The following is a 22,272-nucleotide window of genomic DNA, read 5'->3' as shown; positions in this document are numbered from 1 at the left end:
ACAATAATACTCAATTCTTGGCGTGACGTTTGAGAATGTGCAAGAAATGCGGAGGTTATCAGTGAAATGACCGTAGAGAGGTTAATCGTAGGCCTGATAAGCGAAGCGCCATCAGGCAAGCAGGCGCAGATTGCCGGATGTCGGCTTTGCCTTATCCGGCCTATGAGGGTTAGATCCCCGGCTGCACCCATGGCGTACCCAGCGCCGAGCCTTGCACGCCGTGCTCGTTAAGGTACTTATCCAGTTCAACCATCCCAGTCCAGCGATTTTCACACCATAGCGGTGCTAACAGCGTTGGGCGACGCGCGCTGGCGGAAATGCGATGATAAATCACCTCTGGCGGCGTATGGCGGATCATCTCCCCGGCGGTAACCGTATAATCGTCCAGTTCAATTCCGTTCAGCCGCCCAGCTTCCCAGGCTTTCGCCATCGTACTGCCTTTCACAATATGCAGCGGATGCAGCTTAATACCGTCGACACCCGTCTCCACCACACGTTCCATGGTTTGCAGGCATTCTGCCTGCCCTTCTCCCGGCAGACCGACAATCAGGTGCGAACATACTTTCAGCCCGCGTTCACGCGCCAGCCGCGTGGTGTTCTGGTAGCAGGCAAAATCATGACCGCGGTTAATACGGTGCAGGGTTTTGTCATGTGCGGTTTGCAGACCAAGTTCCAGCCATACCTCATAACCCAGGTCTTTATACTCGCAAAGCAGATCGAGTACCGCATCCGGCACGCAGTCGGGGCGCGTCCCAACGCATAACCCGACGATACTGGCCTGGCTGACCGCCTGCTGATACATCGAACGCAGCACCTGTACTTCAGCAAAGGTGCTGGTATAGGCCTGGAAATAGGCCAGATAGCGTCTGGCGCGATTGACCAACTGCGCCTGATGCTCAAGTTGCTCGGCAATGGAATGATGCTGCTGAGTTTCATCGGCAAACGAGGCGACATTACAGAAAGTACATCCGCCACGTCCGATGGTGCCATCACGATTTGGACAGCTAAAGCCGCCGTGCAGCGTGAGTTTATGAACCTTTTGCCCATAACGGCGAGAAAGATCCCCACCAAACATATTGACTAATTTCTGTAACTGCATAATCTGGTAGACCGCGCCTTGAAAAGAGGCCAAAGCCTGCCATTTTTTGCCCCAGTCGGCGATGACCTGGATCAATCGCCCTGGCGAGCCTTTATTTATTGCATAACAAATCAAAATAATTGAAATTTCATTCACTCAAAATCTAATTACTTTTCCTTATATTCAGCGGTTTTTTTTATCTTCTTATACTCTGAGCGTAAAAACAGTATCTTTAAGACGCCTGAACTCTAAAAACCAGCATAAAATGCCAGTCATCTCGATAAATAAAGGGAGGACGAGGGATATCCAGCCTTTCTGACAGTGAGACAGATCACACTTCCAGGGGGATTCCTCTTAGGTTAAATCAATGTAAAAAATCCTTTTATTTCAACATTTTCATAAAGTTAATTGCCCTATAGCACATTTATGCATAAATAAGATTGCCATTTGACCTGTGTGTGGATTCCCGATAACTTGGAAATCCGCTGGAAGCTTTCTGGATGAGCAGTCTGCTCATCATATTTATGCAGTAATTGAGATTCCCTCTGAAGCAAGTCCTCAAACTTGTTTGACCTGTGCGAAAAGGATAAAGAGGGCGAATGCGAGGTAAGCGTATGACACGCAAACCCCGTCGCCATGCTCTTGGTGTGCCCGTGCGCAACGGTCCAGATGGGAATCCCTCAGAGCCTGGGGAGGTTCACTGATATGTTGTACGATAAATCCCTTGAGAGGGATAACTGTGGTTTCGGCCTGATCGCCCACATAGAAGGCGAACCTAGCCACAAGGTAGTGCGTACCGCCATACACGCACTGGCCCGTATGCAGCACCGTGGCGCAATTCTTGCCGATGGAAAAACCGGCGATGGTTGCGGCCTGCTGTTACAAAAACCTGACCGCTTTTTCCGCATCGTGGCGCAAGAGCGCGGCTGGCGTTTAGCCAAAAACTACGCCGTCGGCATGATCTTTTTAAATAAAGACCCTGAACTGGCTGCGGCTTCTCGTCGCATTGTTGAAGAAGAATTACAGCAGGAGACCCTGTCGATTGTCGGCTGGCGCGACGTGCCGACCAACGAAGGTGTTCTCGGTGAAATTGCGCTCTCCTCCCTGCCTCGTATCGAGCAAATTTTTGTTAACGCCCCTGCGGGCTGGCGTCCGCGTGATATGGAGCGTCGCCTGTTCATCGCGCGTCGTCGTATCGAAAAACGCCTCCTGCAAGACAAAGATTTCTACGTCTGTAGCTTGTCGAATCTGGTCAATATCTATAAAGGTCTGTGTATGCCGGCGGATCTGCCGCGCTTCTACCTGGACCTGGCAGACCTGCGTCTGGAATCGGCCATCTGCCTGTTCCACCAGCGCTTCTCTACCAACACCGTACCGCGTTGGCCGCTGGCGCAGCCGTTCCGCTATCTGGCGCACAACGGTGAAATCAACACCATCACCGGCAACCGCCAATGGGCGCGCGCCCGTACCTATAAGTTCCAGACCCCGTTGATCCCGGATCTGCACGACGCCGCGCCGTTTGTTAACGAAACCGGCTCAGACTCCAGTTCGATGGACAACATGCTGGAACTGCTGCTGGCAGGCGGGATGGACATCATCCGTGCAATGCGCTTACTGGTTCCACCGGCATGGCAGAACAACCCGGATATGGATCCGGAGCTGCGCGCGTTCTTTGACTTTAACTCCATGCACATGGAACCGTGGGACGGCCCGGCGGGCATCGTCATGTCCGACGGCCGCTTTGCCGCCTGTAACCTTGACCGTAACGGCTTGCGTCCGGCACGCTACGTCATCACCAAAGACAAGCTGATTACCTGCGCCTCTGAAGTCGGGATCTGGGATTATCAGCCGGATGAAGTGGTAGAGAAAGGCCGCGTCGGCCCTGGCGAGCTGATGGTTATCGATACCCGCAGCGGGCGCATTCTCCACTCCGCCGAAACCGATGATGACCTGAAAAGCCGTCACCCATACAAAGAGTGGATGGAGAAAAACGTCCGCCGCCTGGTACCGTTCGAAGACCTGGCTGACGATCAGGTCGGCAGCCGTGAACTCGACGATGATACCCTCGCCAGCTATCAGAAACAGTTTAACTACAGCGCTGAAGAGCTGGATTCCGTGATCCGCGTGCTCGGCGAAAATGGCCAGGAAGCGGTCGGTTCAATGGGTGACGATACCCCGTTTGCCGTACTCTCCAGCCAGCCGCGCATCATTTATGACTACTTCCGCCAGCAGTTCGCGCAGGTGACTAACCCGCCGATCGATCCGCTGCGTGAAGCGCACGTTATGTCGCTGGCCACCAGCATCGGTCGTGAGATGAACGTCTTCTGCGAAGCCGAAGGTCAGGCACACCGCCTGAGCTTTAAATCGCCGATCCTGCTGTACTCCGATTTCACCCAGCTTACCACCATGAAAGAGGAGCATTATCGCGCTGACCGTCTGGATATCACCTTCGACGCGACCGAAACTACGCTCGAAGAGACCGTCAAAGCATTGTGCGATAAGGCGGAACAGATGGTGCGCAACGGCACGGTACTGCTGGTACTCTCTGACCGCAACATCGCTAAAAATCGTCTGCCGGTTCCGGCGCCGATGGCCGTGGGCGCAGTGCAAACGCGTCTGGTAGAACAAAGCCTGCGCTGCGACGCCAACATCATCGTTGAAACCGCCAGTGCCCGCGATCCGCACCATTTTGCCGTCCTGCTCGGTTTTGGCGCGACGGCAATCTATCCGTATCTCGCGTATGAAACATTGGGACGTCTGATCGACACTCAGGCGATTGCCAAAGATTACCGAACCGTGATGCTGAACTACCGTAACGGCATCAACAAAGGTCTGTACAAAATCATGTCCAAGATGGGCATCTCGACCATTGCCTCCTACCGCTGCTCGAAGCTGTTTGAAGCCGTTGGTCTGCACGATGATGTGGTTGCGTTGTGCTTCCAGGGCGTGGTCAGCCGTATTAGCGGTGCAGGGTTTACCGACTTCCAGCAGGATCTGCTGAACCTCTCCAAACATGCATGGCTGGCGCGTAAACCTATCAGCCAGGGCGGTTTGCTGAAGTACGTCCATGGCGGCGAATACCACGCCTACAACCCGGACGTGGTACGCACTCTGCAGCAGGCGGTACAAAGCGGCGAGTACAGCGACTATCAGGAATACGCCAAGCTGGTTAATGAGCGTCCGGCGGCCACGCTGCGCGATCTGCTGGCGATTACGCCTGGCGATGAAGCCGTAAGCATTAGCGAAGTAGAACCCGCGACCGAACTGTTTAAACGCTTTGATACCGCCGCCATGTCTATCGGCGCATTAAGCCCGGAAGCACACGAAGCGCTGGCCGAAGCCATGAACAGCATCGGCGGCAATTCGAACTCCGGTGAAGGCGGCGAAGACCCGGCGCGCTATGGCACCAATAAAGTGTCACGGATTAAGCAGGTTGCTTCCGGTCGCTTTGGCGTAACCCCGGCATACCTGGTCAATGCCGATGTCATTCAGATTAAAGTCGCTCAGGGCGCGAAACCTGGCGAAGGTGGTCAGTTACCGGGTGATAAAGTCACCCCGTACATCGCCAAACTACGCTATTCCGTACCGGGCGTGACGCTGATCTCCCCGCCGCCGCACCACGATATCTACTCTATCGAGGATTTAGCGCAGCTGATTTTCGACCTCAAACAGGTCAACCCGAAGGCGATGATCTCGGTGAAGCTGGTTTCCGAACCAGGCGTTGGTACCATCGCCACTGGCGTAGCGAAAGCCTATGCGGATCTGATCACCATTGCTGGCTACGATGGCGGCACTGGCGCAAGCCCGCTCTCATCAGTGAAATATGCGGGCTGCCCGTGGGAACTCGGCCTGGTGGAAACCCAGCAGGCGCTGGTGGCTAACGGTCTGCGTCACAAGATTCGTCTGCAGGTCGATGGCGGTCTGAAAACCGGCGTCGATATCATTAAAGCGGCAATTCTGGGTGCAGAAAGCTTTGGCTTCGGTACCGGCCCGATGGTGGCGCTGGGCTGTAAATATCTGCGTATTTGCCACCTGAACAACTGCGCAACCGGTGTTGCAACTCAGGATGAGAAACTGCGTAAGAACCACTATCACGGCCTGCCGTTTAAAGTGACCAACTACTTTGAATTTATCGCCCGTGAAGTGCGCGAGCTGATGGCCTCGCTGGGCGTTACCCGCCTGGTGGATCTGATTGGTCGCACCGACCTGCTCAAAGAGCTGGATGGCTTCACCGCCAAGCAGCAGAAGCTGGAGCTGTCTCGTCTGCTGGAAACCGCCGAACCGCATCCTGGTAAAGCGCTGCATTGCACCGAGAACAACCCGCCGTTTGATAATGGCGTGCTGAACGCCCAGCTGTTGCAGCAGGCGAAGCCGTTCGTCGACGAGCGCCAGAGCAAAACCTTCTGGTTCGATATCCGCAACACCGACCGTTCCGTCGGCGCATCGCTGTCGGGCTATATCGCTCAGACGCATGGCGATCAGGGGCTGGCGTCTGACCCGATCAAAGCGCACTTCAGCGGTACTGCAGGCCAGAGCTTTGGCGTGTGGAACGCGGGCGGCGTGGAGCTGTATCTGACCGGCGATGCCAACGACTATGTCGGTAAAGGCATGGCGGGTGGTCTGCTGGCAGTGCGTCCTCCGGTTGGCTCTGCTTTCCGTAGCCATGAAGCGAGCATCATCGGTAACACCTGCCTGTATGGCGCCACCGGTGGTCGCCTGTTTGCTGCGGGTCGTGCGGGTGAGCGCTTTGCAGTACGTAACTCCGGCGCAATCACCGTGGTTGAAGGTATTGGCGACAACGGCTGTGAATACATGACCGGCGGCATCGTCTGTATTCTCGGCAAAACCGGCGTTAACTTTGGCGCGGGCATGACCGGCGGATTCGCCTACGTGCTCGACGAAGACGGTGAATTCCGCAAACGCGTAAACCCGGAACTGGTCGAAGTGCTGAGCGTGGACTCGCTGGCGATCCACGAAGAGCACCTGCGTGGCCTGATTACCGAGCACGTACAGCATACCGGCTCTTCTCACGGCGAAGAGATCCTGGCGAACTGGCCAGCATTCTCGGCGAAATTCGCGCTGGTAAAACCAAAATCCAGTGATGTGAAAGCACTGTTGGGTCACCGTAGTCGTAGCGCAGCAGAGCTGCGTGTGCAGGCGCAGTAAGGGGTAGCAGCAATGAGTCAGAACGTATACCAATTTATCGACCTGCAGCGTGTTGATCCGCCGAAGAAGCCGCTGAAGATCCGCAAGATCGAGTTTATCGAGATTTACGAGCCGTTTTCCGAAGGCCAAGCCAAAGCACAGGCAGATCGCTGCCTGTCCTGCGGTAACCCGTACTGCGAGTGGAAGTGCCCGGTGCATAACTACATCCCGAACTGGCTGAAGTTGGCGAATGAGGGACGTATTTTTGAAGCGGCAGAGCTTTCGCACCAGACCAACACCTTGCCGGAAGTCTGTGGCCGTGTATGCCCGCAGGATCGACTGTGTGAAGGATCCTGTACGCTGAACGATGAGTTTGGCGCGGTAACCATTGGCAACATCGAGCGCTATATCAACGATAAAGCGTTCGAGATGGGCTGGCGTCCGGATATGACCGGCGTTCGCCAGACGGACAAGCGCGTGGCGATTATCGGTGCGGGGCCAGCGGGCCTGGCCTGTGCTGATGTGCTGACCCGCAACGGCGTAAAGGCGGTGGTATTTGACCGTCACCCGGAAATCGGCGGCTTGCTGACCTTCGGTATCCCAGCCTTCAAGCTGGAAAAAGAGGTCATGACCCGTCGCCGTGAAATCTTCACCGGCATGGGCATTGAGTTCAAACTGAACGTGGAAGTAGGCCGTGACGTACAGCTCAACGATTTGCTGAAGGATTACGACGCCGTGTTCCTTGGCGTAGGAACCTATCAGTCGATGCGCGGCGGGCTGGAAAACGAAGACGCTGATGGCGTGTTTGATGCCCTGCCGTTCCTGATTGCCAATACCAAACAATTGATGGGCTTTGGCGAAAGCAGCAATGAGCCATACATCAGCATGGAAGGCAAACGTGTCGTCGTGCTCGGCGGTGGCGATACCGCGATGGACTGCGTGCGCACCTCCGTACGTCAGGAAGCATCACACGTTATCTGCGCCTATCGTCGTGATGAAGAGAACATGCCGGGTTCGAAACGCGAAGTGAAAAACGCGCGCGAAGAAGGCGTCGAGTTCCAGTTCAACGTCCAGCCTTTAGGTGTGGAAGTGAATGCCAACGGGAAAGTGTGCGGCGTGAAAATGGCGCGCACTGAAATGGGCGAACCGGATGCGAAGGGACGTCGCCGTGCGGAGATCGTCGCTGGCTCCGAGCACGTTGTTCCGGCTGATGCCGTGGTCCTGGCGTTTGGTTTCCGCCCACACAGCATGGAATGGTTGAAAGAGCACAGCGTCGAGCTGGATTCACAGGGGCGCATTATTGCCCCGGAACGTAGCGACAACGCTTTCCAGACCAGCAACCCGAAAATCTTCGCAGGCGGCGACATCGTACGCGGTTCGGATCTGGTGGTCACCGCGATTGCCGAAGGTCGTAAAGCGGCAGACGGGATTCTGAATTATCTGGAAGTGTAAAAGAGCCTTCTCTGGCCCCTGTTCACGTTTGTCGACAGGGGCTTTTTTTCTCCGTATTTCTCCACCATTCTTTGAAAGCTACTCGCAATTAAGACTGCAATTCTTTGTAATTAGTAGAACGTGGATTGACCACTTCAGCACCCGGGCGTATTGATCGCGGAATATTTTTACACCGTAACTTTCACGAAAGGGATGAAGTATGACCACGCCGACGTCACTTCAGGATGCAGATGACTATCAGCAAATCCATAACGGAATTGTTCGACTACTGGACACCGCGCGGACAGAAACTGTCCGTAGTATCAATGCACTAATGACGGCGACCTACTGGGAAATTGGTCGACGAATTGTTGAATTTGAGCAAGGTGGTGAATCCCGGGCAGCCTATGGCGCTCAGCTTATTGAACGGCTGTCAGTGGATCTAAACCAACGCTATAAACGGGGGTTTTCCATGGTAAACATACGGCAAATGCGTATGTTTTATCTTTATTTTCAACAAATTGAGATTCAGCAGACACTGTCTGGTGAATCTCAAAATCTCATACAACTCGCCAAAACATTCCCACTACCCTGGTCGGCGTATGTCCGCCTCTTGTCTGTTAAAAATGCCGATGCCCGCACTTTTTATGAGAAAGAGACTCTCCGTAACGGCTGGTCAGTACGGCAGCTCAATCGACAAATTGCCACTCAGTTTTATGAGCGGACGCTGTTGTCCCGCGACAAATCCGCCATGTTGCAGAAGGCAGTCCCGACGGAGCCTGAAGTCTTGCCTGAAAAGGCCATCCGCGATCCGTTCATTCTGGAGTTTCTTGGCCTCAAGGATGAGTATTCAGAATCGGATCTTGAAGAGGCGCTGATCAATCACCTGATGGACTTTATGCTGGAGCTCGGCGACGATTTTGCTTTTGTTGGCCGTCAGCGTCGATTGCGCATTGACGATAACTGGTTCCGCGTCGATCTGCTGTTCTTTCATCGTCGTTTACGCTGCCTGTTGCTCGTTGATCTAAAAGTAGGCAAATTCAGCTATGCGGATGCCGGGCAGATGAATATGTATCTGAACTATGCCAAAGAACATTGGACGATACCGGGGGAAAATCCGCCAGTCGGGCTGATTCTGTGCGCAGGAAAAGGGGCGGGGGAAGCGCACTACGCGTTGAACGGCCTACCGAATACCATCCAGGCGAGCGAGTACAAAGTACAGCTACCTGATGAAAAATTACTTGCAGACGAGCTCATTCGTTCACAAACCATGCTGGGAACTCAACTCACAGACGCGGGTTAACTGTCGACCAAGGAAAATCAACGCAATCATCAACACCATAAATAATAACCATGTAAAGATTATACGTAATCGTTTGCTTTATTCTGAGAACTGTATATTATGCGGCGGATTTTTTGGGCAAAATTCATGGAGGCGTTGTGTCGCAGGACAACAATTATAGCCAAGGCCCCGTCCCTCTGGCGGCGCGGAAAGGCGTGGTTCCACTAACATTTGTCATGTTGGGGCTTACATTTTTTTCCGCCAGTATGTGGACCGGTGGCACACTCGGTACCGGTCTTTCCTATAATGATTTCTTCCTGGCAGTTCTCTTCGGTAATCTTCTCCTCGGTATTTACACTGCATTTCTCGGTTTTATCGGCGCAAAAACAGGGCTCTCAACCCACCTTCTGGCGCGTTACTCATTTGGTTTGAAAGGTTCATGGCTTCCCTCACTGTTGTTAGGCGGTACGCAGGTAGGCTGGTTTGGCGTGGGTGTGGCTATGTTTGCTATCCCGGTGGGCAAAGCGACAGGAATTGACGTCAATATCCTGATTGCGGTTTCCGGTCTGTTGATGACCCTGACCATCTTTTTTGGCATCTCGGCGCTGACCGTTTTATCTATCATCGCCGTGCCTGCCATCGTCGTTCTTGGCAGCTACTCCGTCTGGCTGGCGGTGAGTGATGTCGGCGGTTTAGACCATTTAAAAGCGATAGTGCCGCAGACGCCGCTGAATTTCTCCACCGCCCTGGCGCTGGTGGTCGGTTCGTTTGTCAGCGCAGGAACATTAACCGCCGACTTCGTTCGCTTTGGTCGCAACGCCAAAGGCGCGGTGCTGATTGCCATGGTGGCGTTTTTCCTTGGCAACTCCTTGATGTTCATCTTCGGCGCTGCGGGCGCGGCTGCCGTTGGACAGGCGGATATCTCTGACGTGATGATTGCCCAGGGACTGCTGCTGCCCGCGATTGTAGTGCTCGGTCTGAACATCTGGACGACTAACGACAATGCGCTGTATGCCTCAGGTCTGGGATTTGCCAATATTACCGGCCTTTCCAGCCGTACGCTGTCGGTGGCTAACGGTATTATCGGCACATTGTGCGCGCTATGGCTTTACAATAACTTTGTCGGTTGGCTGACTTTTCTGTCGGCAGCAATTCCTCCGATTGGCGGGGTGATCATCGCCGACTATCTGCTGAACCATCGTCGCTATGCCGACTTCAGCAAAGCGCAATTTATTTCCGTAAACTGGATAGCGATCCTGTCCGTTGCATTGGGCATTGCCGCAGGTCACTATATTCCCGGTATTGTGCCCGTCAACGCCGTACTTGGCGGCGTATTCAGCTATATCCTGCTGAATCCACTTTTTAATCGCAGCCTTGCTAAATCACCAGAGGTCAGCCATGCAGAATAATAACATCACCCTTCGTCAGGCACGTTTACAGGCACGCGAAGGATTGTGGCAGCTCACGATTGAAAACGGGCGCTTCAGCCGGATTGAGCCACAGGACACCGCCACGTTTCCGCAGGGCGAAGTGCTTGATGCCGAAGGCGGCCTGGCCATTCCACCGTTCGTTGAGCCACATATCCATCTGGACACCACGCAAACCGCAGGCGAGCCGAGCTGGAACCAGTCTGGTACGTTATTTGAAGGCATTGAGCGTTGGGCCGAACGTAAGGCAATGCTCACGCACGAAGACGTCAAAGCGCGCGCCATGCAGACGCTGAAGTGGCAGATGGCCAACGGCATCCAGTATGTCCGCACGCACGTTGACGTTTCCGATCCGACGCTGACTGCACTGAAAGCCATGCTGGAGGTGAAGCAAGAAGTCGCGCCGTGGGTAGAGCTGCAAATTGTCGCCTTCCCGCAAGAGGGCATTCTTTCTTACCCCAACGGTGAAGCGCTATTAGAGGAAGCCGTGCGTTTGGGCGCAGACGTCATTGGCGCGATCCCCCACTTTGAATTTACGCGTGAATATGGCGTTGAGTCTCTGCACAAAATTTTCGCTCTGGCGCAGAAATACGATCGGCTTATCGATGTGCACTGCGACGAAATTGACGATGAGCAGTCACGCTTTGTTGAAACCGTCGCGGCGCTGGCGCATCGTGACAATATGGGCGAACGCGTGACCGCCAGCCATACCACGGCAATGCATTCCTATAACGGCGCGTATGCTTCCCGCCTCTTTCGCCTGTTGAAAATGTCCGGCATTAACTTTGTCGCGAACCCACTGGTAAATATTCACCTGCAAGGGCGCTTTGATACGTATCCTAAACGTCGCGGCGTAACGCGCGTCAAAGAGATGCTGGAAGCGGAGATCAACGTCTGCTTCGGCCATGATGACGTCTTCGACCCGTGGTATCCGCTGGGCACCGCCAATATGCTGCAGGTACTGCATATGGGATTACATGTGTGTCAACTGATGGGATACGGACAGATCAACGATGGGCTGAACCTGGTTACCACCCACAGTGCGAAAACCCTGCACCTGCAGGATTACGGTCTGAACGTGGGAAACTCCGGAAATCTGGTGATTTTAGCGGCAGAAAATGGGTTTGACGCAGTTCGTCGCCAGACGCCTGCACGTTATTCCATTCGTCACGGGCGAGTCATTGCTGAGACAGTGCCAAGCCAGACCACGCTGCATCTGGCGCAGCCGGAAGCGGTGACGTTTAAGCGCTAAGTTGTTCTATCCAGTGTCGGATGGCGCAAGCCTTGCCATCCGACACGGTCTCTCATCGTCAGGCTTGTAATAAGCTGGCGCGCACCTTGATCACGACCTTTTTGATTTCCCCCGGCCCCCCCACCATACAGCCCGGTTTATGCGGCTCGCCCGGCATAAAAATCGCAAATCTTCCCGGTTTCAGTACGATCGCCTGCTCATCGGCAATCTCGCTGCACAGCTGATAGTCATCCTCAACATGCATCTCATCGCACTGGCGAGCAGAATCGGTCATCCCGAACAGAATGCGTTCTTCGCCGGACAACAGCACCTGAATATCAATGTACTGCTGATGCAGTTCCGCTTTCTTTTGCTCTGGGCTCTGCGTCGCAAACTGCATGACATTCATAAAAATAGTATCGCCCTGCAACGCGTAGCGCCCTGGCGTTTTCTCCTGCGGATTCGCCGCAATGGCAAGCGTTAATGCCTGCTGTAAGACCGGATGTAATCCGGCAGAAGGCAGTGAACGCAACTCATCTGATATCATCATCATTCTCCCTGGGCCAACAGCGCGGCCCCCAGTAATCCAGCGTCATGGCGGTAATGCGCCGCCAGTAATTCCACGTGATAGGCCAAGGGCTCTTGTGCCAGATAATGTTCCACCAGCGCCAGATATCCTTCAGCCAGCCCAACGCTGCCGCCAATCACCACAATCTGGCAATCGGTCGTGGCCTTCACATCGCCGATAAGCCTTGCCAAAGTACGCGCCGAGCGATGGATCAACCTGCTTGCCTGCTCATCTCCTTGCCCGGCGCGGCTAAAAATGGTTTTGGCGTCGCATCCAGCAAGCGTACCTTCGGCTGCAGCCGCGATCCCTCGACCGGAAGCAATCACCTCGACGCAGCCCACACGTCCGCAGCCGCAGGCCGGTCCATTGGGATCCGCCAGCGTATGTCCTAAGTGCCCAGCCAGACCACCAGACCCGGTGAGTAACTTGCCGTTGCTGATCACGCCGCCGCCGACGCCTGTCGACACGGTGATAAACACCATGTCGCTTATCCCATCTGCCATAGCGTGGTATTCCGCCCAGGCCGCCGCCTGTGCGTCATTGACTGCCAGCGTCGGCAGGCCGGTGATTTGTTCCAGCGTTTGTGTTAGCGGAAAATGCATCAACCCGCCAAGGTTATGCGGATTCAGCGCCAGTAAAGCCCCCTCACGGATAATCCCCGTCGAGGCGATCGCCACCCGATTAGCACGCCCCTGTAGCGGTGCAACCAGTGCTTGTAGCGCAGCGCGCAGCGCCTCCGGCGTTTTGCTGGCGGGCGTCGGCAATTCACGCCGCTCGCGAATTTGCAGATTACTGTCTAACAGCGCGGCAGCCAGTTTGGTACCGCCGATATCCATTGCCAATGTGGTCATGACACCGCCTTCTGCATCGCGGTGATACGCTTTTTATCCCGTTGCTCAAGTAACGACATACTTCTTCCCTTACGCTAATTGCCCGGTTCAACACCGGGCAATGGGATTAACTTTTGGATTTCACCATGGTGCTTTTGTCACCGCCGAACGGCACAGCCCCGCTAAACGGTCGGCCATCAATGGCATCATGCGTACGTAACGCTTCAGGACGCAGCCAGCGCTGTACGCGAGACGGCATATCGAGACCAATCAGCAGGATCACCACAAATGTCAGACCGAAAGAGAGCGATCCCAGCGCGGTGCCCAGATCCAGACGTTGGGCAATCAGCGCGCCGATGATCGGTGCCAGAGCCCCACCCAGCGCGCCCACGTTATAGGTGAAGCCCAGGCCCGCCGCACGCTGGTCGGTATCGAAATAGCCGCCAATCAGTTTTGGTAAGATCCCGGAGATCCCCTGGCCGAGCATTTGCTGGAAAAACAGCAGCAAACCCAGTACCCAGACGTTTGAACCGCCTATCGCAAACACCGGAATAATCAGCAACTGCGAGGCCAGCAAACTGCAGACATAGGCTTTACGCGTGCCCAGCCAGTCGCCAAGAAAACCGCCGACGCAACAACCGACCGCCGCACCAAAACCGCTAAAGAAGAGCACTCTGGCCACCGTGGAAGGATCGTACAGCAGTTCGGTTTTCAGATAGGTTGGCAACAATGCCTGAATCGGCCACGAGTACAGGAAGGCGAATAGTACGACCACCATCAGCATGACGCCCGTCGGCCAGCGCTTCCCGCTGCTTTGCACCATAAAGCTAATGAAAATAAACGCACATATCAGGCCGAGGACCGCCACGATAGCCGCATTTTGCAGGTCGCCAGCAAAGCAGAACCACAGCGCGGTTGCAGCGGCGATCGTCATCAGAATATTAATTACCCGATGCTCGCCCCGGTAGAGAATATCCACCATCGTGCGCACTGGCGCTTTGCCTTCGTGTTTCTCTTTCCAGTCTTCCGCTTCCGGAATATTTTTACGCAGCCAGAGGGCGAAGATAATTGGCAGAATGCCGATGAAGAACAGCGCGCGCCATCCCCAGACCGGAACCACCAGGCTATAGACCTGCGCGGCGATCACCGCGCCAACGGAAAAGCCGGAAATCAGGAAGCCACTGGCTTTATTTCGCAGGTGTTTAGGCCAACTTTCAATAACATAGGTTGCACTGGAGCCGTACTCACCCGCCATTCCCATACCGATAACCAGACGGGCGATAAACATGGTGGTGTAGCCCGGCGCGAAGCCGCAGGCCAGCGTCCCCACGGAGAACAGAATGATGCTGGTGACCATTGCCAGACGGCGTCCGTAACGGTCGCCCATTGCCCCCAGCATTAACCCGCCAAACCAACGGGAGATAAAGGCGGCCGAGATCAGGCTGGCGGCCTGCACCGTCGTCAGTCCGAATTCGCCCTGCACTTCTGTCAGCACAAGGGCGATTAACACAAAATCAAAACCATCAAGCAAATATCCCAGCCAGGCGGCGGAAAATGCCCGCCATTGTGCCCGATTGAGATGGCGATACCACGGGATGCTCTGGGTAGAAGTACTCATTTTACTCTCCCGACGATCTTTGTTGTTGTGCCGGGTGGTGGCTTTGCCTTACCCGGCTTACGGTCGAAAAATCCAGGCCGGGCAAGCGAAGCGCCCCCGGCGACCCGCGATTACGCCTTTTCCGCCAGCAGTTGGTTTGCCAGCGCTTTCAGTTCCGGCAGATAGCGTTCATCTACCGGAGCAAAGGGTTTACGGCACAGTGGAACAGAAACCACATCCATATAGTGCAGTACTGTTTTCAGGCCGCGGAAAACGCCAACCTTAATAAGCAGATCGATAACCTTATTGCACTCGGTTTGCAGCTTTTGCGCCGTGCGGATGTCGCCTTCTTTGAGCGCTTTCACAATTCCCTGATAACGCCATCCCATGATGTTGTAAGTGCTACCGATACCGCCATCTGCGCCTGCTAGCAGTCCAGAAGCGAAGATCTCGTCATAACCGTTATAAAGCACCAGATTGGGATGAGCGCGGCGGATCTGTTCCATCTGATAGAGATCGCCCGAAGTTTGCTTCAGTGCGCCAACGCCCGGCAACGTCACCAGCGTGTTGATCTGATCCAGCGTCAGTTTTACGCCGCTCAGCGCCGGGATGTTATAGACCACCATCGGCAATCCATTCGCTGAATCAATAATTGCGCGGTAGTGATCGCAGTGCTCTTCAAAGCTGAACGGATAGTAAAACGGCGTGACAGCGGAGACAGCATCAAAGCCGTAACGATGCGCGGCGCTCGCCAGTTGCTGGCTTTCTTCCGTACTGACCGTGCCAACATGGGCAATTAACGTCACTTTGCCTTTCGCTTCTTCAGCAACGATTTCCAGCACCTGCTCTCTTTCAGCGCGGTTTTGGACAAAGGCCTCACCCGTTGAGCCACCGACATACAGCCCATCGATCCCCTGACCAATGTTGAAACGCACCAGACGGCGCAGGCTCTCGATGTCCAGTTTCTGTTGGTTATCGAATGGAGTTAACAACGCTGGCATTACGCCTTTTAAATTTCTTGCCATAACGACCTCTGACGATGATTAGTGTTATCTGACTGTATACCTTTATACCTGTTATACCAGATCAAATAAGCAGCAATACAATAGAGAACGCTTATAGTGCGATCTACCTCACTAAACACTTCATCCTTCGAGCCGCCTCTGCGTTGGCTGCGTTCGCTCACCCCTGTCACATAGTTATCTATGCTCCAGGGGACTCGCTCTCTTGCCGCCTTGATGCAACTTGAATGATTTTGGGTTTAAAAGATCGTCAGGATCGCGATTACTTACGCAATTTTTTACTTTTGCTGAAGGCGTGCCAGGTTGCGGAAACGCTATTGAGATGTTCTTGCAGTGCGCGGTCTGCTTCTTCAGGATCGCGCTGACGAATCGCGTCAACGATAGCGATATGCTGCTGATAACTCACGTTATTGTGTTCATACAATTCTTGATCGGCAACGGCCGGACGGGCAGCAATTAACCAGTCTAACAGCGCAACATGGATCGCCATAAAGATGGGATTGCCCGGGATCTCCGCCAGTACGCGGTGAAAATCAACGTCCGAACGGATGAACAACGTATTGTCATCGAGCGACTGGCTGTTGATCTCCAGCGCTTTCGCCAGCCTGTCGATTTGCTCATCCGTCGCATGTTCGGCGGCGTATCGAACCAGGCTTGATTCAAAGAACAGTCGCAACTGCTCGAAGTGGGCAATGCCGCCGGGATGTGCGAGGAAATCTTTCGCCATACCAGACAGCTCGCTGATGATGGTATCAGCTGAAGGACGCGAAACGCGGGCGCGCTCGCCGTTGTTGATTTGTACCAGACCTTTGCGTTTTAACGCGGCCAGCGCTTCTCGTACAGAAGGACGGCCCACGTTAAAGAAGGCCATCAGCTCCCGTTCAGACGGCAACTGTTCGCCCTCGCCAAATTCCCGACGACGAATCATCTGCTCCAGTTCTTCCTCAACCATTTCAGACAGTTTTTTACGCGCCAGCGGGCGATTGCGTAAGCTACGGCCAATGGTGGATGGAGAGTCTTCAGCTTGCGAATCAAATGCGTTCATAGGGTCCATTCAGCTAAGTCGTGGTGACAAACAACAGCGGGTTTATCCTAACACAGGATCGAAAGCAGGGTGAAATGATGGTCGATCCGCCCCCGCTGGCTTATTGATAATATACGTAACAGCAATATTATTTTAAGCGAGTATCTTCCGCCTATTTTTAATTTAATAGAGTTATATCATCTTCATGAAATTTATGAACATTAACGTGATAATTTATCATAACCATCTATTTTATAAAGATAAATAATTAAACCCTTGAATTAAAAATAAGATATTCACTCCATAAAAAATGCCCAGAAAAATATAACATCCGTTGGGATAACAGCGTTATTACCGGATTTATCTTCTTCTCTGGCATGGAGTGAAACAATGTTCGGCATCATTATCTCTGTCATCGTTTTATTAACGATGGGTTACTTGATCCTCAAAAACTACAAACCGCAGGTCGTGCTGGCCGCCGCCGGGATCTTCCTGATGATCTGCGGCGTCTGGCTGGGCTACGGCGTGTTGGTCGCTGACAATAAGAGCAGTGGCTATCTACTGGTCGATATTTACAACGAAATTTTGCGTATGCTCTCCAACCGCGCGGCCGGACTGGGTTTATCAATCATGGCGGTGGGTGGTTATGCCCGTTATATGGACAGAATGGGAGCCAGCAGAGCGATGGTTAGCCTGTTAAGCCGCCCGCTCAAGCTAATCCGCTCACCCTATGTTGTGCTTGCCGCCACCTATGTGATTGGTCAGATCATGGCGCAATTTATTACCAGCGCATCCGGGTTAGGTATGTTGCTGATGGTGACGCTATTCCCAACGCTGGTCAGTCTTGGCGTGAGCCGTTTATCCGCTGTTGCGGTCATTGCCACTTCGATGTCGATTGAATGGGGCATTCTGGAAACCAACTCTATTTTTGCCGCGCAGGTCGCGGGTATGAAAATCGCCACTTATTTCTTTCAATACCAGTTGCCCGTCGCGTCGTGTGTCATTGTCGCCGTCGCCATTGCGCATTTTTTCGTTCAGCGTCAGTTTGATAAAAAAGCCGCACCGGAAAGCAACGGATTTGCTGAACAAAAGACGCTGGAAAACGTACCTCCGCTCTATTACGCCATTCTACCCGTCATGCCGCTGATCCTGATGCTGGGCTCGCTTGCCCTTGCGCAAATGGGGCTAATGAAAGCAGAGTTGAATCTGGTGGTGGTGATGTTGATGAGCATGACGCTGACTATGTTTGTTGAATTCCTGCATAAACATAATCTGCGCGAAACGATGGATGATGTGCAGGCTTTTTTTGACGGCATGGGGACGCAGTTTGCCAACGTTGTCACGCTGGTGGTCGCCGGTGAAATCTTTGCGAAAGGGTTGACGACTATCGGGACTGTCGACGCCGTAATAAAAGGCGCAGAGCATTCCGGTCTTGGCGGCATTGGCGTGATGATCATCATGGCGATGGTCATCGCCGCCTGTGCGATTGTCATGGGGTCAGGCAACGCACCGTTTATGTCTTTTGCCAGCCTCATTCCGGATATTGCCGCCGGGCTGCATATTCCTGCAGTAGTGATGATTATGCCGATGCATTTTGCCACTACGCTCGCCCGCGCGGTGTCACCCATAACCGCTGTAATTGTCGTGACATCAGGTATTGCCGGCGTATCGCCCTTTGAAGTGGTAAAACGTACAGCAATCCCGATGGCAGTAGGATTTGTGGTGAATATGGTAGCCACCATCGCGCTGTTTTACTGATCCCGAAGCCAGAAAACAGAACAGGCCCGAAAGGGCCTGTTTTTTTATTTCACTATTTATTTCACTACGCGCAGCGCTGGACGCCCACCGCGAGGTGGCGGCGGAGTGTCATCAGGATCGTTGTCGTCGCCATTGTCAGGCTTATCGCCATCAATGACCGACATGACTGTTTCACTCTCAAAACCAGACGCGTCGTTGTCGTCATCATTTAAGCTGGCGACATCTTCATCGTAGGCGGCTTCCGGTTCGAACATCGTACCAGCGCCATTTTCACGTGCATAAATTGCCAGAACAGCAGCCAACGGCACAGACACCTGACGCGGCACACCACCGAAGCGCGCGTTAAAGCGCACTTCATCGTTAGCCAGTTCCAGGTTGCCCACCGCACGCGGTGCAATATTCAGAACAATTTGCCCGTCACGCGCATATTCCATTGGAACCTGCACGTCCTGGAGCGTCACATCCACCACCAGATGCGGCGTGAGCTGGTTGTCTAGCAACCACTCATAGAATGCGCGCAGCAGATACGGACGGCGTGGTGTTAGCTGTGGCAAATCCATACAGGTTAACCCCGGCCCAGACGCATTTCACGTTCAGGCTCAGTCAGAGAAGCCAGGAAAGAATCACGTTCGAAGACGCGAGTCATGTACCCTTTCAGTTCTTTCGAACCTGCACCGTTGAATTCAATACCCAGCTGCGGTAAACGCCACAGCAGCGGCGCCAGGTAGCAGTCTACCAGGCTGAACTCATCGCTCAGGAAGTAAGGTTTCTGGCCAAATACTGGCGCAATTGCCAGCAGTTCTTCGCGCAGACGCTTACGCGCGACTTCGGCTTCAGATGCAGAACCGTTCACGATGACATTCATCAGCGTGTACCAGTCTTTTTCAATACGCTGCATGTACAGGCGGCTTTCACCACGCGCAACCGGGTAAACCGGCATCAGCGGCGGATGCGGGAAGCGCTCATCCAGGTATTCCATAATGATGCGAGATTCCCACAGGGTCAGCTCACGATCCACCAGTGTCGGTACGCTCTGATTCGGGTTGAGGTCGATCAGATCCTGAGGTGGATTGTCCTTTTCCACGTGCTCAATCTCGAAACTAACACCTTTCTCAGCCAGCACAATGCGGACCTGATGGCTATAGATGTCAGTAGGACCAGAAAACAGCGTCATTACCGAACGTTTGTTGGCAGCGACAGCCATGAAAACCTCCAGGTATATTCAGAATTTTTACTGCTACCAGCCACTCAGTGGCCAGCCAGAAGTGATGTCACCCAGACTCGGGAAAGTCATTGCTGTTCAAAATACAAACAAAAAATGAACGATACCGGACATTTGGGCAGAAAATTGGATGATAGTTTACCAGATTTTGTGACCTTTGTGGTGAGTCGATTCTTGAAATGGGGAAAAAGAGGTAGCAATCAGCGGATTACCGTGGATCTGAGGCGAAAAATAACGATAAAAAAACCCGCCAAAGCGGGTTTTTTCGCAAATTGTCGTCTGCCGAAGCAGAGTACAATTAACGTTTGGAGAACTGAGGACGACGACGTGCTTTACGCAGACCGACTTTCTTACGTTCAACCTGACGAGCATCACGGGTAACGAAGCCAGCTTTACGCAGTTCGCCACGCAGGGACTCGTCGTACTCCATCAGAGCGCGGGTGATACCGTGACGGATCGCACCAGCCTGACCAGAGATACCACCACCTTTAACAGTGATGTACAGATCCAGTTTCTCAACCATGTCGACCAGTTCCAGCGGCTGACGAACTACCATGCGGGCAGTTTCACGACCGAAGTACTGTTCCAGAGAACGTTGGTTGATTACGATTTTACCACTGCCCGGTTTGATGAAAACGCGAGCTGCGGAACTTTTGCGGCGACCAGTGCCGTAGTATTGATTTTCAGCCATTGCCTATAATCCCGATTAGATGTCAAGAACTTGCGGTTGCTGTGCCGCGTGGTTGTGCTCGTTGCCAGCGTAAACTTTCAGTTTACGGAACATAGCACGACCCAGCGGGCCTTTTGGCAGCATGCCTTTAACCGCGATTTCAAGCACACGCTCAGGACGGCGAGCAATCATCTCTTCAAAGGTCGCTTGTTTGATACCACCGATGTGGCCGGTGTGGTGATAGTACACTTTGTCAGTACGCTTGTTGCCGGTTACAGCAACTTTGTCAGCGTTCAGAACGATGATGTAATCACCGGTATCTACGTGCGGAGTGTATTCCGCTTTGTGCTTACCGCGCAGGCGCAGAGCCAGTTCGGAAGCCAGACGGCCCAGAGTTTTACCGGTCGCGTCAACAACATACCAGTCGCGTTTTACGGTTTCTGGTTTAGCTGTAAAAGTTTTCATTAAAAGCTTACCCAAATAAATAAGTTACACGTTGGTGAACACCCAAACGTTTTGTCAGTTGAGGTTCACACGACATTGTCCAGCAAACCTACCCCTTCGAATAGCCTATGCCGGCGCATAGAAAGTTTTGGGAAAAAAACTCTCTCGTAACGTGGGGTCGCAAGATTATAGAGAAGTCAGGGTCAAAGATCGACCCCTTTGTGTGATTTGCGGCAGGTTTAACCGGCTAAATGTTCCCGCTTCAGATACTCTTCGCTTTGCATCTCCTGCAAACGCGACAAACAGCGCTGAAATTCAAACTTCAGACGCTCGCCCTGATAAATTTCATAGAGTGGCGATGCCGCGCTGACCACCAGCTTGACGTGGCGTTCGTAGAACTCATCCACCAATGCGATAAAGCGCCGCGCTTCACTCTCCATCAGCGGAGTCATGACCGGCACATCAGACAACAGTACCGTGTGAAACAAACGCGACAGCGCAATGTAGTCATGCTGGCTACGCGCATCGACACAGAGCGTGGTAAATGACACCGCCAGTGTTTGGTTTTCGACGGCCAGCGTCTGCATCGGACGATGATTGATCTCCAGCGTCGGCGCATGTTCACCTTTGGTTCCCGCTAATGCCAGCCAGAGTTTATCCATCTGTTGGCGGGTTTCCTCATTCAGTGGCGACAGCCACAAATGCGCCTGCGTTAAGGTGCGCAGACGATAATCGACGCCAGCATCAACATTCATGATGTCGCAATGCTGTTTGATAGCATCAATGGCAGGAAGAAAACGCGCGCGTTGTAAACCGTTGCGATACAGCTCATCGGGCGGAATATTGGAGGTCGCCACCAGCGTAATGCCACGGGCAAACAGTGCCTTCATCAGGCCGCCGAGTAGCATGGCGTCGGTAATATCAGAAACAAAAAATTCGTCAAAGCACAGCACGTCCGTTTCGGCCTTAAAGCGATCGGCGATGATTTCCAGCGGATCGCTCTGCCCCTGTAAGGCAGTAAGCTCTTCATGCACACGCAGCATAAAACGATGAAAGTGCAAACGCTGTTTACGTTCGCCCGGCAGACTATGGTAGAACAGATCCATCAGCCAGGTTTTTCCGCGCCCAACTCCGCCCCACATATATAAACCACGCACCGGTGTGTTGATCGGCGACTCACGCTTGCCCAGCAATTTGCCAAAACGCGCCATCAGTCCGCTCTCCTGCGGCGCAGGTCGCGCTGGCGTCGTAAGTGCCTGGAAAATTGTTTCCAGTCGATTCACGGCTTCTTGTTGTACATTGTCGGGCTGATGACTGCCGTCGTTGAGGGCTTGCTGGTAACGCGATGTCGGGGAAAGGCTTTGCATGATGTTATTGTTATTCCTTGAGAATCGATGTGCCGTCGCTCACGGTTGACGAAAAAAAGGCCGTTCTACATTACGTGATATAAACACGGGATTCCACTTCTACGGGATTAGCGGTTATAGTGGCATAATCAGGCGCAGGCATGGAGCCTAAAGCCAACACCCTACGGAAACACAAG

The 22,272-nt window shown here is 53.5% G+C and carries 17 protein-coding genes; 6 read left to right on the top strand and 11 right to left on the bottom strand.

Features of this window, described 5'->3' with window-relative positions:
- Positions 1–169: 169 nt before the first annotated feature.
- Positions 170–1,099 (bottom strand): TIGR01212 family radical SAM protein, encoded by a 930-nt coding sequence (locus SK33_RS02340; protein ID WP_003839924.1) that lies wholly within the window; start codon positions 1,097–1,099, stop codon positions 170–172.
- Between the two features lie 684 nt (positions 1,100–1,783).
- On the opposite strand from SK33_RS02340, the gene gltB reads away from it, so the two are divergent.
- The 5 genes from gltB (at position 1,784) to SK33_RS02315 (ending at position 11,615) form a co-directional block, all read left to right on the top strand.
- A complete protein-coding gene (gene gltB, locus SK33_RS02335) occupies positions 1,784–6,244 on the top strand; it encodes a glutamate synthase large subunit (RefSeq protein WP_016151061.1) in 4,461 nt (1,486 codons plus the stop codon).
- Positions 6,245–6,256: 12 nt separating this feature from the next.
- Entirely contained in the window at positions 6,257–7,675 is a 1,419-nt protein-coding gene (locus SK33_RS02330) for a glutamate synthase small subunit (RefSeq protein ID WP_003025096.1), read from the top strand.
- Positions 7,676–7,874: 199 nt separating this feature from the next.
- On the top strand, positions 7,875–8,957 hold the full coding sequence (locus tag SK33_RS02325) for a PDDEXK nuclease domain-containing protein (RefSeq protein ID WP_003025099.1): 1,083 nt from the start codon (positions 7,875–7,877) through the stop codon (positions 8,955–8,957).
- A gap of 137 nt (positions 8,958–9,094) precedes the next feature.
- A complete protein-coding gene (gene codB, locus SK33_RS02320) occupies positions 9,095–10,345 on the top strand; it encodes a cytosine permease (RefSeq protein WP_003844832.1) in 1,251 nt (416 codons plus the stop codon).
- Positions 10,335–11,615: a cytosine deaminase gene (locus tag SK33_RS02315; protein WP_048218726.1), complete on the top strand. Its 1,281-nt coding sequence runs from the start codon at positions 10,335–10,337 to the stop codon at positions 11,613–11,615. Before codB ends, SK33_RS02315 begins: the two co-directional genes overlap by 11 nt.
- A gap of 58 nt (positions 11,616–11,673) precedes the next feature.
- Here SK33_RS02315 and nanQ read toward each other — a convergent pair whose 3' ends face one another.
- The 5 genes from nanQ to nanR form a co-directional block, all read right to left on the bottom strand.
- Positions 11,674–12,141 carry an N-acetylneuraminate anomerase gene (gene nanQ / locus SK33_RS02310; protein ID WP_003025108.1) on the bottom strand — a complete coding sequence of 156 codons (468 nt, stop codon included), beginning with the start codon at positions 12,139–12,141 and terminating at the stop codon, positions 11,674–11,676.
- 2 nt (positions 12,142–12,143) lie between these two features.
- Positions 12,144–13,013, bottom strand: a complete 870-nt coding sequence (gene nanK, locus SK33_RS02305) for an N-acetylmannosamine kinase (protein ID WP_048218728.1) — start codon at positions 13,011–13,013, stop codon at positions 12,144–12,146.
- 106 nt (positions 13,014–13,119) lie between these two features.
- Positions 13,120–14,610 carry an MFS transporter gene (locus SK33_RS02300; protein WP_003025119.1) on the bottom strand — a complete coding sequence of 497 codons (1,491 nt, stop codon included), beginning with the start codon at positions 14,608–14,610 and terminating at the stop codon, positions 13,120–13,122.
- Positions 14,611–14,720: 110 nt separating this feature from the next.
- Positions 14,721–15,614, bottom strand: coding sequence for an N-acetylneuraminate lyase (gene nanA / locus SK33_RS02295; RefSeq protein ID WP_048218730.1), 894 nt, complete (start codon positions 15,612–15,614; stop codon positions 14,721–14,723).
- Between the two features lie 259 nt (positions 15,615–15,873).
- Complete coding sequence (gene nanR, locus SK33_RS02290) at positions 15,874–16,665, bottom strand: transcriptional regulator NanR (RefSeq protein WP_003844825.1); 792 nt, start codon at positions 16,663–16,665, stop codon at positions 15,874–15,876.
- A gap of 360 nt (positions 16,666–17,025) precedes the next feature.
- Here nanR and dcuC point away from each other — a divergent pair, with 360 nt between their 5' ends.
- The gene (gene dcuC / locus SK33_RS02285) at positions 17,026–18,393 is read left to right on the top strand and encodes an anaerobic C4-dicarboxylate transporter DcuC (protein WP_048218732.1); all 1,368 of its coding nucleotides are present in this window, start codon (positions 17,026–17,028) and stop codon (positions 18,391–18,393) included.
- Between the two features lie 56 nt (positions 18,394–18,449).
- Here dcuC and sspB read toward each other — a convergent pair whose 3' ends face one another.
- The 5 genes from sspB to zapE all read right to left on the bottom strand — a co-directional run bounded on the left by sspB (position 18,450) and on the right by zapE (position 22,096).
- Positions 18,450–18,953, bottom strand: coding sequence for a ClpXP protease specificity-enhancing factor (gene sspB, locus SK33_RS02280; protein WP_003025130.1), 504 nt, complete (start codon positions 18,951–18,953; stop codon positions 18,450–18,452).
- 5 nt (positions 18,954–18,958) lie between these two features.
- Positions 18,959–19,597, bottom strand: coding sequence for a stringent starvation protein SspA (gene sspA / locus SK33_RS02275; RefSeq protein WP_003025132.1), 639 nt, complete (start codon positions 19,595–19,597; stop codon positions 18,959–18,961).
- A gap of 316 nt (positions 19,598–19,913) precedes the next feature.
- On the bottom strand, positions 19,914–20,306 hold the full coding sequence (rpsI, locus tag SK33_RS02270; RefSeq protein ID WP_003025138.1) for a 30S ribosomal protein S9: 393 nt from the start codon (positions 20,304–20,306) through the stop codon (positions 19,914–19,916).
- A gap of 15 nt (positions 20,307–20,321) precedes the next feature.
- Positions 20,322–20,750, bottom strand: coding sequence for a 50S ribosomal protein L13 (gene rplM / locus SK33_RS02265; RefSeq protein WP_003025141.1), 429 nt, complete (start codon positions 20,748–20,750; stop codon positions 20,322–20,324).
- Between the two features lie 218 nt (positions 20,751–20,968).
- On the bottom strand, positions 20,969–22,096 hold the full coding sequence (gene zapE, locus SK33_RS02260) for a cell division protein ZapE (RefSeq protein WP_003839902.1): 1,128 nt from the start codon (positions 22,094–22,096) through the stop codon (positions 20,969–20,971).
- Positions 22,097–22,272: the final 176 nt, after the last annotated feature.

Origin of the sequence: Citrobacter sp. MGH103, from assembly GCF_001034475.2 — a bacterium.
Classification (GTDB): Bacteria; Pseudomonadota; Gammaproteobacteria; order Enterobacterales; family Enterobacteriaceae; genus Citrobacter; species Citrobacter freundii.
This window is presented reverse-complemented; position numbering and strand designations above follow the sequence as displayed.

Excerpts from the sequence above, each read along its gene's own strand:
- SK33_RS02340 (WP_003839924.1), bottom strand. The coding sequence starts at position 1,099 with ATGCAGTTACAGAAATTAGTCAATATGTTTGGTGGGGATCTTTCTCGC.
- gltB (WP_016151061.1), top strand. The coding sequence starts at position 1,784 with ATGTTGTACGATAAATCCCTTGAGAGGGATAACTGTGGTTTCGGCCTG.
- SK33_RS02330 (WP_003025096.1), top strand. The coding sequence starts at position 6,257 with ATGAGTCAGAACGTATACCAATTTATCGACCTGCAGCGTGTTGATCCG.
- SK33_RS02325 (WP_003025099.1), top strand. The coding sequence starts at position 7,875 with ATGACCACGCCGACGTCACTTCAGGATGCAGATGACTATCAGCAAATC.
- SK33_RS02315 (WP_048218726.1), top strand. The coding sequence starts at position 10,335 with ATGCAGAATAATAACATCACCCTTCGTCAGGCACGTTTACAGGCACGC.
- nanQ (WP_003025108.1), bottom strand. The coding sequence starts at position 12,141 with ATGATATCAGATGAGTTGCGTTCACTGCCTTCTGCCGGATTACATCCG.
- nanK (WP_048218728.1), bottom strand. The coding sequence starts at position 13,013 with ATGACCACATTGGCAATGGATATCGGCGGTACCAAACTGGCTGCCGCG.
- SK33_RS02300 (WP_003025119.1), bottom strand. The coding sequence starts at position 14,610 with ATGAGTACTTCTACCCAGAGCATCCCGTGGTATCGCCATCTCAATCGG.
- nanA (WP_048218730.1), bottom strand. The coding sequence starts at position 15,614 with ATGGCAAGAAATTTAAAAGGCGTAATGCCAGCGTTGTTAACTCCATTC.
- nanR (WP_003844825.1), bottom strand. The coding sequence starts at position 16,665 with ATGGACCCTATGAACGCATTTGATTCGCAAGCTGAAGACTCTCCATCC.
- dcuC (WP_048218732.1), top strand. The coding sequence starts at position 17,026 with ATGTTCGGCATCATTATCTCTGTCATCGTTTTATTAACGATGGGTTAC.
- sspB (WP_003025130.1), bottom strand. The coding sequence starts at position 18,953 with ATGGATTTGCCACAGCTAACACCACGCCGTCCGTATCTGCTGCGCGCA.
- sspA (WP_003025132.1), bottom strand. The coding sequence starts at position 19,597 with ATGGCTGTCGCTGCCAACAAACGTTCGGTAATGACGCTGTTTTCTGGT.
- rpsI (WP_003025138.1), bottom strand. The coding sequence starts at position 20,306 with ATGGCTGAAAATCAATACTACGGCACTGGTCGCCGCAAAAGTTCCGCA.
- rplM (WP_003025141.1), bottom strand. The coding sequence starts at position 20,750 with ATGAAAACTTTTACAGCTAAACCAGAAACCGTAAAACGCGACTGGTAT.
- zapE (WP_003839902.1), bottom strand. The coding sequence starts at position 22,096 with ATGCAAAGCCTTTCCCCGACATCGCGTTACCAGCAAGCCCTCAACGAC.